The sequence below is a fragment of the Aquabacterium sp. genome (genome assembly GCF_014378415.1).
Classification (GTDB): domain Bacteria; phylum Pseudomonadota; class Gammaproteobacteria; order Burkholderiales; family Burkholderiaceae_C; genus Aquabacterium.
In genome coordinates, this window is record NZ_JACMNS010000172.1 from 1 (window position 1) to 17,200 (window position 17,200).

Annotated in this window: 14 protein-coding genes; 2 read left to right on the forward strand and 12 right to left on the reverse strand. The window is 61.6% G+C overall.

The window, feature by feature from the left end; translation table 11 throughout:
* Positions 1 to 268: 268 nt before the first annotated feature.
* The 12 genes from H7225_RS15325 to ccsA all read right to left on the reverse strand — a co-directional run bounded on the left by H7225_RS15325 (position 269) and on the right by ccsA (position 15,179).
* Positions 269 to 1,321: a putative solute-binding protein gene (locus H7225_RS15325; protein WP_290663359.1), complete on the reverse strand. Its 1,053-nt coding sequence runs from the start codon at positions 1,319 to 1,321 to the stop codon at positions 269 to 271.
* Positions 1,322 to 1,530: 209 nt separating this feature from the next.
* A complete protein-coding gene (locus H7225_RS15330; RefSeq protein WP_290663361.1) occupies positions 1,531 to 2,544 on the reverse strand; it encodes a hypothetical protein in 1,014 nt (337 codons plus the stop codon).
* 195 nt (positions 2,545 to 2,739) lie between these two features.
* Positions 2,740 to 4,404 (reverse strand): energy-dependent translational throttle protein EttA, encoded by a 1,665-nt coding sequence (ettA, locus tag H7225_RS15335; RefSeq protein WP_290663363.1) that lies wholly within the window; start codon positions 4,402 to 4,404, stop codon positions 2,740 to 2,742.
* A gap of 92 nt (positions 4,405 to 4,496) precedes the next feature.
* Complete coding sequence (locus tag H7225_RS15340) at positions 4,497 to 4,859, reverse strand: DUF167 domain-containing protein (RefSeq protein WP_290663365.1); 363 nt, start codon at positions 4,857 to 4,859, stop codon at positions 4,497 to 4,499.
* An 82-nt stretch (positions 4,860 to 4,941) separates the two neighbouring features.
* A complete protein-coding gene (locus tag H7225_RS15345; RefSeq protein ID WP_290663385.1) occupies positions 4,942 to 5,427 on the reverse strand; it encodes a histone in 486 nt (161 codons plus the stop codon).
* A gap of 135 nt (positions 5,428 to 5,562) precedes the next feature.
* Positions 5,563 to 6,765, reverse strand: a complete 1,203-nt coding sequence (locus H7225_RS15350; RefSeq protein ID WP_290663367.1) for a ribonucleotide-diphosphate reductase subunit beta — start codon at positions 6,763 to 6,765, stop codon at positions 5,563 to 5,565.
* Positions 6,766 to 6,938: 173 nt separating this feature from the next.
* A complete protein-coding gene (locus H7225_RS15355) occupies positions 6,939 to 9,839 on the reverse strand; it encodes a ribonucleoside-diphosphate reductase subunit alpha (protein WP_290663369.1) in 2,901 nt (966 codons plus the stop codon).
* A gap of 229 nt (positions 9,840 to 10,068) precedes the next feature.
* Positions 10,069 to 10,650, reverse strand: a complete 582-nt coding sequence (ampD, locus tag H7225_RS15360) for a 1,6-anhydro-N-acetylmuramyl-L-alanine amidase AmpD (RefSeq protein WP_290663371.1) — start codon at positions 10,648 to 10,650, stop codon at positions 10,069 to 10,071.
* An 8-nt stretch (positions 10,651 to 10,658) separates the two neighbouring features.
* Positions 10,659 to 12,236 carry a sigma-54 dependent transcriptional regulator gene (locus H7225_RS15365; protein WP_290663373.1) on the reverse strand — a complete coding sequence of 526 codons (1,578 nt, stop codon included), beginning with the start codon at positions 12,234 to 12,236 and terminating at the stop codon, positions 10,659 to 10,661.
* Positions 12,233 to 14,035, reverse strand: coding sequence for an ATP-binding protein (locus H7225_RS15370; RefSeq protein ID WP_290663375.1), 1,803 nt, complete (start codon positions 14,033 to 14,035; stop codon positions 12,233 to 12,235). Before H7225_RS15370 ends, H7225_RS15365 begins: the two co-directional genes overlap by 4 nt.
* A 44-nt stretch (positions 14,036 to 14,079) precedes the next feature.
* Entirely contained in the window at positions 14,080 to 14,325 is a 246-nt protein-coding gene (locus H7225_RS15375) for a PP0621 family protein (protein WP_290663377.1), read from the reverse strand.
* Positions 14,326 to 14,345: 20 nt separating this feature from the next.
* Positions 14,346 to 15,179, reverse strand: coding sequence for a cytochrome c biogenesis protein CcsA (gene ccsA / locus H7225_RS15380; RefSeq protein ID WP_290663379.1), 834 nt, complete (start codon positions 15,177 to 15,179; stop codon positions 14,346 to 14,348).
* A gap of 95 nt (positions 15,180 to 15,274) precedes the next feature.
* Between ccsA and ffh the strand changes: the two genes are divergently transcribed.
* Together ffh and H7225_RS15390 are read left to right on the forward strand one after the other, a co-directional pair.
* Entirely contained in the window at positions 15,275 to 16,657 is a 1,383-nt protein-coding gene (gene ffh / locus H7225_RS15385; RefSeq protein ID WP_290663381.1) for a signal recognition particle protein, read from the forward strand.
* A 274-nt stretch (positions 16,658 to 16,931) separates the two neighbouring features.
* The coding region (locus H7225_RS15390) for a DUF2726 domain-containing protein (RefSeq protein WP_290663383.1) at positions 16,932 to 17,200 on the forward strand (269 nt) is incomplete at its 3' end.

Genomic DNA, 17,200 nt, shown 5'->3' on the forward strand with positions numbered 1-17,200 from the left:
GGATCCCCGAACATGGACTCACCCAGCCGCAGCAACTGACCGTGGACCATTTCACCGGTGCCAATGATCAAGGTCAGCAGCAGCAGTGCAAACACCGGCAGGCTGGAGAACCATTCCAGCGGGGAACGGCCCAAGATTTTTCGAGAGTTAGAAGTGATCATGATCGCTCAGTTGGTGCATCGCAGCAAAATGCGTCCACCATTAGGAAAAAGGGGGCTTTGGGCCCCCGGTTTTGTTTTGAAGTCAGGCCTTCATGTGGCCTGTCCCTTTACTTCCAGTCTTCTTCTGATTTGGTCGCGCATTCAGGATCTGCAGGGTTCACGCTGCAACGAATGCGTTTGATGATTTTCAAGCCCCGCTTGTCATACATGCCCTTCTGAGCGATGTCGATGCGTGACTCGCGCAGCATCAGGGTGTACTTGTAGGCATTCTCGGAGCTCAACTCCATCCAGGTGGATGGCGGGATGCTGGCGTCGGATTGCTTGACCAGTTGCAAGGCACGGTCGAACTGGGTCAGCCAGTAGTCGCGTGACTGGTCGCCAAACCCCTCCGGGAACTTGGTCTTGTTCAGGATGACCTGGTAGGTCAGGATCAGGATGGGGAAGCGCACCATGGCGCCGTTCTTGCCGATGCCCTTGTGCAGTTCCAGTGGCTTGTAGGCCAGCGTGGGCGCGGCGATGAAGTCCACCGAGCCGTTGTTGAACTTCGACGAGAAATTCATGATGTCGGCCGACACAGGTTGCGCGCCGATCTTCTGGATCATCACGGCCTGGGCCTTGTCATAGTCGAACGACGCGATGCGCTTGCCGGCCAGTGCTTCCACCGTGTTCAGTTTGCGGTCATTGACGACGGGGTAGGCAGCGCCGAGGGGGATCACACCACCAACTTCATAAATGCCATCGACCATCAGCTTGCCAGCCTTGGGATCGGAGAAGGTTTGCACGATGCGGCGCACGACTTCGTAGCTGGCCGTCATGTCGATCTTGCCATCCTTGACGATGGTGGTGGCCCCCAGCGAGTCAATGGCTCCGGCAACTGGGTTGAACTGACGAGTGCGGAATGCCGTTGCAATCAGGCCATCGCATTGGCCCGTGCGGAAATCTTCGGTCGCGACACGTTCGTCGGTGTAGCCCTTGAGCTCAATCGACACACCGTGTCTTTGAGCTGCGATCACGTAGTCCTTGGCCATGCTGAAGAGGTCACCCGAGGCACCCAACAGGTCATACACGCAGATGCGCTGGGCAGCCTGCGCTGTTGACATTGCGCTCAACGCCAAAACGGCAGCGGCGCTGATTTTGCTCATGGTCTTGACCATCTTCATGAAGTCTCCTAGGTACCAGAAAAAAAATGCGCCGACGTGAAATCAGCGCTAACCGCACTTTGTTTTTCAGTGCGTAAAAATCTGACCACAGCCGTGGGCGTGATTGTTGATTTTGTAACTATAGCCGCCCAAATGTTCCTTCAGGTAAACCCCGCCCCCCACCCACGGGGGAAGGATTTTCCCTAGTAAATTCAATGCGTTAAACGTATTTACTTGAGGAAACTGTCAGCATCAATGGCCGGGCCCGCTTTGTCATCCCAGAACTTGCCCAGGCTGTTGATGGGGGTGCGTGAGCCCGTGTTTTGGGTCCACATGCGGTCGGAGATGATGATCATCTGAGCTTCGGCGATGGCGTCCACCAAGCGGTAGTCGGTGTTGACCTTGAAGTTCTCGATGGTGGCAAAACGCTTGATGGCGGCACGCACGGCAACGGTGTCGTCAGCCGATTGCGCGGCAATGGCGGCCATCACGTGAGGCAGACGCACGCCGGCTTTTTCGCCAATGGCCATGTTGGTTTCAAAGGTGCCTTTGACGTCTTTGCCTTCAGAGCCGCCGGGGATGATGCTCCACAGCGCTGCGCGCAAGGCTTGGGGGGCGCCCCACCACTTCTTGTTGTCCAGGCAGGTCATGGCGAATTCAACCTGAGGTGGGATGTCGAGCGAGACACCAACGGCTTGTTGCGCACCCATGTCGCTTTGAACGGCTTGCACGCCGGAGACCGAGCCCAGCAGGTACACCATTTCGTCAAAGTCGCGCTTGAACTTGGGGCAGTTGGTGCCGTACTTGAAGAAGTACTTTTGTTCGAGCTTGACCCGCATGCGTTCGAACGAGGTGACCTGGCGGTGTGCCGACAAGGCCATCAGGCGCTTTTGGGCAATGCGGGCATCCTGGGCTTCGTCCGAGCGCTTTTCACGCGAGGCGCGGATGTAGCGAAGTTCCTCTTCGATGGCCCGGGCATCGGAGCACACGGCGGCCGATTGCAGCATCACGGTTTCCATCAGCGACGGGTCGCCGTAGAAGTTGCGGGCGGCGCCCACCAGGGGGCCGTTGGCCAGCGCGAAGGTGCAGCCCATGTCCACGTCACCCAGCTTGAGTGTCGGCGGTGTGAAGCCTTCTTCCAGGATGTTCAGCGTGACTCCACTGGTGCCCGACTCCAGCAAGGCACATCCGCTCATGGTCAAGGTGGAAAGAGCCACCACGGAGGCGGTGAGGATTCGGGTCATCCGAGGAATCATTGAGGGGTCTCCAGGAGGGTGTTTTCAGGGGCGCGACAAGTCGCCAACTACGCCACGAAATTCTAGCCCCCCGGCTTCATGCGGCGGCGACGTAAACCCTAGGGATGACCCCCGCCTCGCGCGCGAATCACCCAAAAAAACAAGCCCGCGTGAAAGCGGGCTTGGGACTGGTCAACGCAATGATCAGCGAATGGGCTTGAAGCGCACGCGCTTGGGGCGCGCGCCTTCTTCGCCCAGGCGTTTTTTCTTGTCGGCTTCGTACTCCTGGTAGTTGCCGTCAAAGAAGAACCACTGCGAATCGCCTTCGCACGCCAGGATGTGCGTGCAGATGCGGTCGAGGAACCAGCGATCGTGGGAAATGATCATGGCGCTGCCCGCGAACTCCAGCAGCGCATCTTCGAGCGCGCGCAGGGTCTCGACGTCCAGGTCGTTGGAGGGTTCATCCAGCATCAGGACGTTGCCGCCTTGTGCCAGTGTCTTGGCCAAGTGCAGGCGGCCGCGTTCACCGCCCGACAGGTTGCCCACCAGCTTTTGCTGGTCATTGCCCTTGAAGTTGAAACGGCCCAGGTAGGCGCGCGAAGGCATCACGAACTTGCCGACCACGATGTTGTCCAGGCCGCCCGAGACGTCCTGCCACACGGTGTTGTCGGCGGCCAGGCCGTCACGGCTCTGGTCAACGAACGCCAGTTGCGCGGTCTTGCCGATGCTGACCGTGCCGCTGTCGGGTTGCTCGACACCCTGGATCATGCGGAACAGCGTGGACTTGCCCGCGCCGTTGGGGCCGATGATGCCGACGATGGCACCAGCAGGGACCTTGAAGCTCAGGTTGTCGATCAGCACGCGGTCGCCAAAGCTCTTGGTGACATCGGTGAACTCGATGACTTCATTGCCCAGGCGCTCGGCCACGGGGATGAAGATTTCGTTCGTCTCGTTGCGCTTTTGGTAGTCGACGTCGCTCAGCTCTTCAAAGCGGGCCAGACGCGCCTTGCTCTTGGCCTGGCGGCCCTTGGTGTTCTTGCGGACCCATTCCAGTTCTTGTTTCAGGGCCTTGGAGCGGGCGTCTTCCGTCTTCTGCTCCTGATCCAGGCGTTTGCCCTTCAGCTCCAGCCAGTCGGAGTAATTGCCTTTGTACGGGAAGCCCGATCCGCGGTCCAGTTCAAGGATCCACTCGGCGGCGTTGTCCAGGAAGTAGCGATCGTGGGTGATGGCCACCACGGTGCCCGAGAAGCGGCTGAGGAACTGCTCCAGCCAGTCGACCGATTCGGCGTCCAAGTGATTGGTGGGCTCGTCGAGCAGCAGCATGTCGGGCTTGGACAGCAGCAGGCGGCACAAGGCCACGCGGCGCTTTTCGCCACCAGACAGCTGGCCGATGTTGGCGTCCCAGGCGGGCAGTCGCAAGGCGTCGGCGGCCAGCTCCAGTTGCAAATCGGTGTTTTCGGACCCGCCCGCGGCGATGATGGCTTCCAGCTCGCCTTGTTCCGCGGCCAGTGCGTCGAAGTCGGCGTCTTCTTCGGCGTAAGCGGCGTAGACCTCGTCCAGGCGTTTCTTGGCGGCCAGAACGCCGCCAATGCCTTCCTCAACCGCTTCGCGCACGGTTTGCTCGGGGTTCATCACCGGCTCTTGCGGCAGGTAGCCGATTTTGATGCCCGGCATCGGGACGGCTTCGCCCTCGATGTCCTTGTCCACGCCCGCCATGATCTTGAGGAAGGTGGACTTGCCCGAACCGTTCACCCCCAGCACGCCGATCTTGGCGCCCGGGAAAAAACTCAGGGTGATGTCTTTGAGGATTTGCCGTTTCGGGGGAACGATCTTCCCGACGCGGTTCATGGTGAAAACGTACTGGGCCATGGAATGCTCGCTTTGCGAGTTACTTTCGTCAAACCGTGTAGCTTAAGGCAATGCAGGCCTTTCCTGGCCCGCAATCCGATGTTCTGCGTTTTTCAAGGCGGCCAGGGATCCAGTTGGCCGGATTGAACCAGGCCATCGAGCCAGCCGCAGACATGCGCCATGGTGCTGTCCAGTGCCCATTGTTTGCGTCGGGCCGTGGCGCCCCTCACCAGTTCTATGCTGGATTGGGGCAATTTGAGCTCGGTGGCCAACCAGCGCTTTAAGGCGTCATTGGCCGCGCCATCGACTGGTGGGGCAGCCAGGCGCACGCGCAAGGCGCCGTCGTGCCAGCCCACCACCTCGGTGCGTTTGGCGTTGGGTGAGACGCTCAGGTCGATGATGAGGCGCTGGCGTGGGGCTTTGCCTTCCAGCCTCAGGCAGGGCCAGGCGGCCGGGACAGGGTGGGCAATGTTCATCAGGCAAAGAAAAGCCCGGCCGGAGCCGGGCTTGAAAGGCGAAAGGCTGTTGCCATCCGCCGATTCAACCTTGCGGCTGAACTCAGGGCTTGTTGCCAGTCGGGAAGGGCCACGCGGCTTGAGGGCTCAGCGTGGTCTTGGCGGCAGGCTTGGCCGAAGCGGGCTTTTTTGCCGCAGGGCCAGGCTTGGCAGGGGCAGGCTTTTTGGCAGCAGCTTTTTTGGCGGCTGGCTTCTTGGCAGCGGGGGCTGCCTTTTTAGCGGGAGCTGCCTTTTTCACTGCGGCTTTCTTGGCCGGCGCTGCCTTCTTGGCCGGCGCTGCCTTTTTGGCGGGCGCCTTTTTAGCTGCCGCTTTTTTGGCGGGAGCTGCCTTCTTGACAGCGGCCTTCTTGGCCGGTGCTGCCTTCTTCGCTGCCGCTTTCTTAGCGGGAGCTGCCTTCTTCACGGCGACCTTTTTGGCCGGAGCTGCCTTCTTCGCAGCGACTTTCTTGGCGGCCGGAGCGGCCTTCTTCACAGCGGCCTTTTTGGCCGGAGCAGCTTTCTTTGCTGCCGCTTTTTTCGCAGTTGCCATACGGATCTCCTTGATCAAGTTGCAAAGAGCACTGCACCGCTGAATGCGGTACAGCGATTCATCACCCAACGCCCCCTAGGATCTGAGCGCGGTGTGATGAATGGGGTACGCCGGTGCGGTGCTCTGTGCAAGGGATCAATCCCAGCTCAGGGCGCCGCCCGACTGATATTCAATGACTCGGGTTTCGAAAAAGTTGCGTTCTTTCTTCAGGTCGATCATCTCGCTCATCCACGGGAAGGGGTTCTCTTCGTTGGCGAAGAGTTCTTCCAGCCCAATCTGTGCGGCGCGGCGGTTGGCGATGTAGCGCAGATAGCCCTTGAACATCGATGCGTTCATGCCCAGCACGCCACGTGGCATGGTGTCTTCCGCATATCGGTATTCAAGTTCGACCGCTTTAAGGAACAGTGCTTTGATCTCGGCCTTGAAGTCGGCGGTCCACAGGTGCGGGTTCTCCAGCTTGAGCTGATTGATCAGGTCAATGCCGAAGTTGCAGTGCATGGACTCGTCGCGCAGGATGTACTGGTATTGCTCGGCGGCACCGGTCATCTTGTTTTGGCGGCCCAGGGCCAGGATCTGCGTGAAGCCGACGTAGAAGAACAGGCCTTCCATCAGGCAGGCGAACACGATCAACGACTTGAGCAAGGTCTGGTCGGTTTCGTGCGTGCCGGTGTGGAAGTGAGGGTCGCTGATGGCCGCGATGAAGGGGATCAGGAACTCGTCCTTGTCGCGGATGGATTGGACTTCGTTGTAAGCGTTGAAGATTTCGCTTTCATCCAGGCCCAGCGACTCAACGATGTATTGGTAGGCGTGGGTATGGATGGCTTCTTCAAAGGCCTGGCGCAACAGGAACTGGCGGCACTCGGGCGCCGTGATGTGGCGGTAGGTGCCCAGCACGATGTTGTTGGCGGCCAGCGAATCGGCGGTGACGAAGAAGCCGAGGTTGCGTTTGACGATGCGGCGCTCGTCGTCGGTCAGACCATTGGGGTCCTTCCACAAGGCGATGTCGCGCGACATGTTCACTTCTTGCGGCATCCAGTGGTTGGCGCAAGTGGCGAGGTACTTTTCCCAAGCCCACTTGTACTTGAACGGCACCAACTGGTTGACGTCGGTCTGACCATTGATGATGCGCTTGTCGGCGGCATTGACGCGGCGCCGAACGGGCTCGCCAATGTGCGCGACTGCGATCGATGCAGTGGTCGGAACAGGGTGGTTGAAGGATGCAGCTGTCACAGTTTTAAGGGCCGACGAATTCACTTCCCGTGCATCGCGTTGCGATGAAGGAGCTGAAGCGCCAGATACTGAAGAGCTTGATGGTGCGTCGTCTTCCCAGACCAACATGGTGTATACATCCTATGGGTTCGAATTATGAAAGGGTGTTGTGAAAAACACCAAGCACTTCTTGACATTGCAAGGCCCTGTTTGTTGCGGTCTTGCGTCGAAGTGCACTCATTGAATCAACAAAGTTAAGTCGAGAGATGAACAAGGCCTCTTTCGAGGCCTTGTTCAATGCATCACTGACAGGCTTCGCAATCGGGATCGTCGATCGCGCAGAACTTGATGTCGGTGGCAGGCTCGCTCATTTGAGGCTCTGCTGTTTGCGGTGCAGCATGGCTGCCTGATGATGTGGCGCTCATGTTGGACACCGAGTTGAGTTGCCCGCGTGACACGGTGGACTTCTCGGCATGCGTGGCGCCAACGGTGCGCAGGTAGTACGTGGTCTTGAGGCCGCGCAGCCATGCGAGCTTGTAGGTCTCGTCCAGCTTCTTGCCCGAAGCACCGGCCATGTAGATGTTGAGCGACTGTGCCTGGTCGATCCATTTCTGGCGACGCGATGCGGCTTCGACCAACCAAGAGGGTTCGACTTCGAAGGCCGTGGCGTACAGGCTCTTAAGTTCTTCAGGCACGCGGTCGATGCGGCGCAGCGAGCCGTCGAAGTGCTTGAGGTCCATGACCATGACGTCGTCCCAGAGGCCGAGCTTTTTCAGATCGCGGACCAGGTACTGGTTGACCACGGTGAACTCGCCCGACAGGTTGGACTTGACCGACAGGTTGCCGAAGCAAGGTTCGATCGACGCATCGACGCCAACGATGTTGGAGATGGTGGCAGTGGGGGCGATGGCGACGCAGTTGGAGTTGCGCATGCCGTGCGTGTCGATGCGGTGACGCAGGGCATCCCAGGCCATGGTCTGCGAGGTGTCGACTTCAAGGTAGCCGCCACGCGCTTCGGCCAGCAGCTTGATCGAGTCGATCGGCAGGATGCCGCGGTCCCACAGCGAACCCTTGAAGCTGGAGTAGCGGCCACGTTCTTCGGCCAGCACGGTCGAGGCCCAGTAGGCGTAGTAGCAGACGGCTTCCATCGAGCGGTCGGCGAAGTCGACGGCGGCCTGGCTGGCGTACGGGATGCGCATCTGGTACAGGGTGTCCTGGAAGGCCATGATGCCCAGACCGACGGGGCGGTGGCGCAGGTTCGAATCGCGGGCCTTTTTGACAGCGTAGTAATTGATGTCGATCACGTTGTCCAGCATGCGCATGGCGGTCGTGATGGTCTTCTTGAGCTTGTCGTGGTCGAGGTCGCCATCGGTGATGTGTTGCGACAGGTTGACCGAGCCCAGGTTGCAGACCGCGATTTCGCCACTGTTGGTGTTCAGCGTGATTTCGGTGCACAGGTTGGACGAGTGAACCACGCCAACGTGTTGCTGTGGCGAGCGCACATTGCAGGCGCCCTTGAAGGTGATCCAGGGGTGGCCGGTTTCGAACAGCATCGAGAGCATCTTGCGCCACAGGTCGTTGGCGGGCAGTTGCTTGAAGAGCTTGATTTCGCCGCGAGCGACCTTTTCTTCGTAGCGGCTGTAGGCCTCTTCGAAGTCCTTGCCGAACTTGTCGTGCAAGTCGGGGCAGGTGGCTGGCGAGAACAAAGTCCACTGGCCACCTTCCATCACGCGGCGCATGAAGAGGTCGGGGATCCAGTTGGCCGTGTTCATGTCGTGGGTGCGGCGGCGGTCGTCGCCGGTGTTCTTGCGCAGCTCCAGGAATTCTTCGACGTCAAGGTGCCAGGACTCAAGGTAGGCGCAGACGGCGCCCTTGCGCTTGCCGCCTTGATTGACCGCGACGGCGGTATCGTTGACCACTTTCAGGAAGGGGACGACGCCTTGCGATTTGCCGTTGGTGCCCTTGATGTGCGAACCCAAGGCGCGCACGGGTGTCCAGTCGTTGCCCAGGCCGCCAGCGAACTTGGACAGCAGGGCGTTTTCCTTGATGGCTTCATAGATGCCGTCCAGGTCGTCGGGCACCGTGGTCAGGTAGCAACTGGACAACTGCGAGCGACGTGTGCCGGCGTTGAACAGCGTGGGGGTCGACGACATGAAGTCGAAGCTGGAGAGCACTTCATAGAACTCGATGGCGCGGGCTTCGCGGTCGATCTCGTTCAGCGACAGGCCCATGGCCACGCGCATGAAGAAGGCTTGCGGCATTTCGATGCGCTGGCCTTCGGTGTGCAGGAAGTAACGGTCGTACAGGGTCTGCAGGCCGAGGTAATCGAAGTTCAGATCGCGTTCGGCCTTGAGGGCGGCGCCCAGGCGGGCCAGGTCGAACTGCTGCATCTTCTCGTCGAGCAGTTCAACTTGCACACCCTTCTTGATATAGGTGGGGAAGTAGTCGGCGTAGCGCTCGGCCATTTCGCCCTGGGTGACTTCGTCGCCCAGGATTTCGCGGCGGATGGTGTGCATCAGCAAGCGGGCGGTGGCGTGCGTGTAGCCGGGGTCGTGTTCGATGCGGGTACGGGCGGCCAGGATGGCGGCCTTGTAGACCTCGTCCAGCGCGACGCCATCGTACAGATTGCGGTGTGTTTCGGCCAGGATGGGGGCGGCCTTGACGTCGTCGCCCAGGTTTTCGCAGGCGGCTTCGATCAAGCCTTCGAGTCGGGCCAGGTCCAGGGGAATGCGCTGTCCACGGTCCATGACCGTCAAGGTGGGTTGGGCTACTGCGGGTGCTGCGGCTTTTTGCTGGGCGCGTTCTTGTGAGCGACGTTCGCGGTACAGCACGTAGGCTCGGGCGATCTCGTGGTGGCCGCCTCGCATCAGGCCCAATTCGACCTGGTCTTGCACGTCTTCGATGTGGAAAGTGCCGCCGCCGGGACGCGAGCGCATCAGGGCGCGCACGACATTTTCGGTCAGGCCGTCAACGGTTTCGCGCACGCTGGCCGAGGCCGCGCCTTGGGTGCCGTGAACAGCCAGAAAGGCCTTCATCAAAGCCACGGCGATCTTGTTGGGCTCAAAAGAAACGACCGCGCCATTGCGGCGGATGATCTGGTAGCCGGCGTAGGCCGACTGGCGAGGCGCGTTGGTGGCGTCGCTGGGGCTGGTGGGGAAAACGTTGGCCGAGGATTGGCCGGTGCTGGACGGGGTCGTTTGCATGTGATTCCCTTCGGAGTTAAGGCCTCCCGGAAACGGCGGGGAGGCCTTAGTTTTTCGCTTGATCTGATCGTCGCGCTGGAGACTGTAAACGCTATATCTGGTGTTTTTTGGTGCCTTGAGCACTACAGGTAGCGTCTGGGTACAACTATAACGCTATTTTTGACTGCCCCCGCAATCAGGGGGTTAAATCAGGGAAATTGCCGATCGGGACTGCCCTGTCTGGGCATGTTCAAAGGGATGTGATACCGGCAGGAAAGCAGCGTTGATCCCAGCCCAGCAAGGCTTGCAAGGCGGCCCAGTCAAAGGCTTGGCCAGGGTCGCGTTTGCGCCCAGGGGCCACGTGTTCGTGGCCGACGATCTGCTCGATCGGGTAGGCCTTGGCGGCTTGCTGCAACAGATCGGCCAAGGCTTGGTATTGAGCCCTTTCAAAGGGGTGGTCTTCCAGGCCTTCGAGTTCGATGCCGATCGAGTAGTCGTTGCAGTTGTCGCGGCCTTGCCACGACGATTGGCCGGCGTGCCAGGCGCGGTCATTGGCCGACACGAACTGCAGCAGCTCACCATCGCGTCGGATCACGAAATGGGCCGAGACTTCGGCGCCTCGGATCTGCTCGAAGTAGGGGTGGGCATCCCAGTCCAACTGGTTGGTAAACAGGCGTTCGATCTCGTCGCCGCCATAGGTGCCTGGGGGCAGGCTGATCGAATGGATGATGGCCAGGTTGATGGCGGTGCCGAGGGGGCGCGGGCCGAAATTGGGTGAATCGACGCGGCGGGCTGGTGGACACCAGCCTTGCGGCCAGAGATCGGGCGCCATCGTTGAGCTCACTCAGCGTCGGCTTCGGGGTCGAAGCGTTCGCCGAGCACGATGCCCTGGTCGGTGACCTTCACACCCAGGCGGGCCATGCGGTAGCGCATCTGGCGCAGGCTCAGGCTCAGGCTGGCGCCCGCCGCGGTGCGGTTCAAGCGGTATTTTTCAAGGGCCAGGACCAGGATGTCGCGCTCGACCTGGTCCAGGTGCGTGACGAGGTCCGAGGGCAGGGGCGGTGCCTGAGGAGCTGGCGCGGCCAGGGCCTTGTGCGGTGTGGCCGGATGGCCGCTGATGATGGCCACTTGCGCGAAGGCGCCGGGCGTGAAGATGTCTTCGTTGGTGTGCGGTGACGCGTTGGGAAAGCCCAGGTCATCGGCTTCGATCAGTTGGTGTCCGCTCAAGGTGACTGCGCGGTGAAGGATGTTTTCAAGCTCGCGGACGTTGCCGGGAAATGGGTGGTTGAGCAAGGCCACCAAGCCTGTACGTCCCAACTGCGGCACCGCGCTCAGGCCTGATTCCGAGGCGATGCGCTCAAGAATGCGCAGGCACAGGCTGGGCAGGTCTTCCAACCTCTCGCGCAAGGCTGGCAGCGGGATCTGAATGACGTTGAGCCGGTAGAACAAGTCTTGGCGAAAGCGCTTGGCGGCCACTTCGGCGGCCAGGTCTTTGTGCGTGGCGCTGATGATGCGCACATCCACGGGCACCTCGGCCACGGCCCCGACGGGGCGCACGGCGCGCTCCTGGATCACGCGCAGCAACTTGGTCTGCATCGACAAAGGCAGGTCGCCGATCTCATCCAGGAACAATGACCCGCCATGTGCGGCCTGAAAAAAGCCTTCGCGGTCTTCGTTGGCACCAGTGAAGGCACCTTTGCGGTAACCGAAGAACTCGGCTTCGAGCAGTTGTTCGGGGATGGCGCCGCAATTGACGGCGATGAAGGGCTGATGGTGCCGGCTGCTGACGTCGTGGATGGCGCGGGCCACCAGTTCCTTGCCCGTGCCCGATTCGCCCCAAACCAACACTGGCGCCATGCTGCGCGCGACTTTGTCGATCAGGCTTCGCACATGCTGCAGTGCATCAGAGCTGCCGACCATCCTTGACAGAGCGGTGGCTTCTGGCTTGCGGGCGCCACGGTGCAGTGCCAGTGGTGGCGCGGCCAGCAGCGTGTTCGGGGTGGGCTCTTGAAGCGAGGCGGCGGCAGGCTGGCTTGATGATGGCGTGCGCCCCAAGGCAGATGACACCACGGCGCGGAACTGGCGCAGATCGACAGGCTTGGTCAGGTAGTCGTAGGCCCCTGCCTTGAGCGCCTCGACGGCATTCTCGGCCGAGCCGTAGGCGGTGATGACAATGGCTTTCTCGCGGCGGCCTTCGGCGTCGATGCGGCGCAGCAGGTCCATGCCGGTGCCATCTGGCAGGCGCATGTCGGTGATGATCGCGCTGTAAGTGCGGTCCTGAAGGTGCTGCCAGGCTTCTGCCACATTGCCCGCGGTTTCCACGTCGTAGCCCTCGCGCAGCAGCGTGAGTTCGTACAAGGTGCGCAAGTCGGGCTCGTCGTCAACGACCAGCAGGCTGTAGAGGATCGGAGCGGTCATGCGGGGATGGGCGATTCAAGGGGCATCGTCACGAAGAACTCGTTGCGGTGGCGCACGGCGCCGGGATGCTGTCGGTAGTCGATGCTGGCGCCATGGCGCTCGCACAATTCTCGGCAAATATACAGGCCCAGACCAGTGCCTCGGCTGCGCGTGGAAAAGAAGGGTTCGAACAGGGATTGTTCAGTGTCGTGGCTGATGAGTTCGCCATCGCTGCGCACCGACAACACCAGCGGGCCGATGCCCTCCGAGCTCCTTGGCCATTGCAAGTTCACCAGAATGGCACCAGCCTGGCCGCTGTTGTGCCGCAAGGCGTTGTCCAGCAAATTGACCAGCACGCGGTGAAGGTGATCAGGCTCGAAGCGGACCTTGGGGGCGGGGTGGCCGATCGGGGGTTTGCAGGTTGACAAGTCAACGGCACACAGGCTGTCGGGGCCGGCCGCGAGGCCTTCGGTCTGGCGCCACTCGTTGCAGATGGCGGCCACGGTTTCCAGCAGGTCGATCGCCGGGGCAGGGGGGCGCAAACCGGGGGCCACGGCCAGCACGTCGTCAATGATGTTCTTGAGCCGTGCCACGTTGTCGGCCACCATCTGTGTCAGGCGCTTTTGCGTGGGCGTGGTCGCGTCTTCCCCCAGCAAAGCATTGGCCTGGGCGATGGCGGACAAGGGGTTGCGGATCTCATGCGCGATGCCGGCCGACATGCGGCCCATGGCGGCGAGCTTGTCCTGGCGCTGGCGGGCCATCACGGTGCGCAGGTCTTCGATGAACATCACGCAGACGTCTTCGATGGCCTGGCCGTCGCGGCCCTTGGTGAAGCGCACGCGCAGGCGCAAGGCGCGGCTGGATTGGTCGTCAAATCGCAGGCTGAGTTCCTGGCCCACATCGGCATGCAAGGGGTTGGCGAAGGCCTGCTCGACCGCCTGCACCAAAGGGCGCCAGGCGGGCACGCCTCGCAATTGAAACGGGGGCGCCGAGGTGTTGCCTTGGGCGGCGAGCAGTCGCCGCGCAGCCGGGTTGGCGGTGCGCACGCGGCCCTGGCGGTCGGTCACCATCACGCCTTCAGTCATTTCTTCAATCACCAAACGGTTAAGTTGGGCTTGCTGGCGGGCCAACTCCAAGCTGCCTTTGGCAGTGCGTTCTTCGCGGGCCAATCGGCCGGCCAGTTCACTGCCCATCACGGCCACGGCGAACAGCCCGAACCCGGTCAGCCCCGCTTGCGTCATCAACGACGACAGGTTGCCCCCCTCGGCCGACTGCAGCCAGGCGGCCGCCAGCAAGTTCAGGGTGGCGGCGGCTGCCACGCCCAAGGACATGATGCGGGGCATCAGGATGGCGGCCATCAACACGGGCAAGGCCAGCAAGGCCTCCGAGTTGAGGTTGCTGCTGGTCAGGAAGTTCAGCCAGGCAAAGGCGCTCAAATCAACGCCGATGGTGGCCAGGGCCTGCCGGTGCTTGAGGGTGCGCTGGTCGGGGTCTTTGGGAGGGTGTCGGGTGGCCCAAGACCAGACCACCAAGGTCAGGATGCTGTAAGACAGGGTGAGGCCCAACACCCAGGGTGAGGGGCGGTTGCCCAGCAGCCACGCGCCCGCGATGATCCCGATCAGCAGGATCGCCAGCACGGCCCGCGCGGTCAGGAAAGCCCGGTAGATGCGGAAGAACGAGGGAGGCCTGCGCTCCTTGCTGCTCCTGCTGACCGCCGAGGGCGGCGCCTTGTGCAAGGGTTGAGCCTCGGCGGCGATGGTGGCGGCATCGTCCTCGTGTCCGTGGCCGCCAAACCAGGACCCTTGGGTTTCGGCGCCCAAGGGCCCTGCAGCGACTTGGTTTGAAGGGGGGGTTGGCCGAGGCATCAGTGAGCGCGAGGACCCGCGCGGCGATGATCCTCGCTGCAAAAGTAGTCAGCACCAGTGGGCCGTTGGCCGAGCAAGGCTTCGTTGGCCGGCATGTGCACGCCGCAGTGCGCGCACTCCACCATGGCTTGAGGCTTGGGCGGTGGCGCTGACTGGCCGGGTGCCTGGGGGTTGTTCGAGCGTGGGCGCCGCAACACGTAGAACAGCCATGCAGCCAATAAACCCAGCAACAAATATTTGATCATGGTGAGACTTCAGGTGCTCTTTAGGCGATCGCAGGACGGTGCAGCACCACTTCCATCACGAAGCGAGAACCCACGTAAGCCAGCAGCAGCAAGGTCGAGCCTGCGTACAGCCAGCGCACAGCCTGACGGCCCCGCCAACCAAACTGGTAGCGACCCACCAGCAGGATGGCAAACACCAGCCAGGACAGCACCGAAAAAATGGACTTGTGATCCCAGTGCCAGGGGTTGGACGACCAGATGCCCAGCACCAAGGTCAGCGTCAGCATCGCGAAGCCGGCGGCCACGAAACGCAAGGTCAGGGATTCAAGTCTCAGCAAAGGCATGCCCAAGGCCTGCGGCGTGCCAAGTGACATCGATTTGACCGAAGGTGAGCCGGGGCGAGCACGCAACTGTTTTTCGGCCACCCGCATCAGGGCGGCATGCATCAGGGCCGCGCCAATCAACCCATAAGAGGCGAACCCTGAAATCCAGTGCAAAGGTGCCCAGGGCGATCCACTGGTCGGGTGTTCCTGGCCAGGAAACGCCCAAGACAAGGCCACCGTGATGGCGGCCAGCCAGGCCAATGCGCGGCGCACCGCAGGCAGTCCCAAACGGTGGCTTTCAACGGCGTAGACGGCCAGCACCAGCCAGGTGGTGACCGACAGGGCGGGCGCGAACCCAAAGCGCGCAGCAGGTTGGGGGCTGTTCCAGGAAAACGTGTCCAGCACGATGGAGATGGCGTGCGCAAGCCAGGCCAGTGCCAGGGCGGCCCAGACGCGCCGATTCTTGGGGGCAATCGTGTGGCCTTCACCTTCGGGCAGCACGCTGGCCAGGCCATAGGCTAGCACGGCGATGGCACTGGGCCAAAAGGTCAAAGAGGCGGGCGATAGAATCATCCACACAGTTTAAGGTCGCCCGGGCATGTTTGCCTGGCCCCAGCTTCGCGCATCACCGCTTTCACCGCATCCCCATGGCATCCAACCTTACCGAACGACTGAGCCGCCTGGTCAAAACCATGCGCGGGCAGTCTCGCATCACCGAGACCAATGTGCAGGACATGTTGCGCGAGGTGCGCATGGCCCTGCTGGAGGCCGATGTGGCCTTGCCCGTGGTGCGCGACTTCATTGCGCGCGTCAAGGACAAGGCCTTGGGCCAGGAGGTGGTGGCCTCGCTCACGCCGGGCCAGGTGCTGGTCAGCCTGGTGCAAAAGGAGCTGTCTGCCACGATGGGCGATGGCGTGGCCGACCTCAATCTGGCCACACAGCCGCCAGCGATCATCCTGATGGCGGGTTTGCAAGGCGCGGGCAAAACCACGACCACCGCCAAGCTGGCCAAGCACCTGATTGAAAAGCGCAAGAAGAAAGTGCTGACGGTCTCTGCCGACGTGTACCGGCCGGCCGCCATCGAACAGCTCAAGATGGTGACCGGCCAGGCCGGCGCCGAGTGGTTCCCCTCCACGCCTGATCAGAAGCCGCGCGACATCGTGTTGGCGGCCATCGACCACGCGCGCAAGCACTTCTTTGACGTGCTGCTGGTGGACACGGCTGGTCGCTTGGCCATTGACGAAGTCTTGATGGCTGAAATCAAGGAGCTGCACGCCCTGCTCAACCCGGTTGAAACCTTGTTCGTGGTGGATGCCATGCAAGGGCAGGACGCCATCAACACCGCCAAGGCCTTCAAGGAGGCTTTGCCCTTGACCGGCGTGGTGCTGACCAAGCTGGACGGTGATTCACGCGGTGGTGCGGCCCTGTCGGTGCGACAGATCACGGGCGTGCCCATCAAGTTCGCCGGTGTGTCTGAAAAGATTGACGGCCTGGAGGTGTTCGACGCCGATCGCCATGCCGGCCGGGTGCTGGGCATGGGCGACATCGTCGCGCTGGTCGAAGAAGTCACCAAAGGTGTCGACGTGGCGGCGGCGCAGAAGCTGGCCGACAAGGTCAAATCTGGCGCCGATTTTGACCTGGACGACTTCCTGTCCCAGCTCAGCCAGATGAAGAAGATGGGCGGCCTGTCTGGGCTGATGGACAAGCTCCCCTCCGAGCTGGCCAGCAAGGCCGGTGGCGCCGACATGGACAAGGCCGAGCGCGACATGCGCCGCATGGAAGGCATGATCAATTCGATGACCAAGCTGGAGCGCCGCAAGCCCGCGCTGCTGATGGATGGAAAGAGCAAGGCCAGTCGCAAGCGCCGCATCGCCACAGGTGCTGGCGTGCAGATTCAAGACGTCAACCGCATGCTCAACCAGTTTGACCAGATGCGCCTGATGATGAAGAAAATGAAAGGCGGCGGCCTGATGAAGATGATGAAGCGCATGGGTGGCATGAAAGGCATGCCGGGCATGGGTGGACGCTGACCATGGCAAACCCCGACTACGTTTGAAACGCTTTGTCACCGCATTGACCGGAAGCCCGCATTGACCCCTGGTGCATGGGCTGGTAATTTCTGCTTGAGTCATGCCGGCCATGTGCCGATGTTGTCGATTGGTTTTTCGGGCGCGGACGGTTTCAATGGCAGGTTTGAATGCATGGTGGCCAGAAGTTCTGGCTATTTTGGTGTTGATGGGCTTGTGCGGTGTGGGGCTGGCGTTCAGATCGCGCCGCCGGGGTGCCCCTCAATCGCCGCGGCGTGTGGCTGGCACCTCATCCGTCGAGGCGGGTGACACCCTGGCGGCCTGGAGCCCCACGGCCACCAGGGTCTTAACGCGATCAGAGCGTGATGCTTATCACATTTTGCGCAAAGCCCTGCCCGATCACATGGTGTTGGCGCAGGTGCCCCTGGCCAGGTTTCTGCGCGTGCCCACCCGCAACTCCTACAGCGAGTGGTTGCGCCGCGTGGGCTCCATTTGCGCTGATCTGGTGGTGTGCGACGACTCGTCCCAGGTGATCGCCGTGGTCGA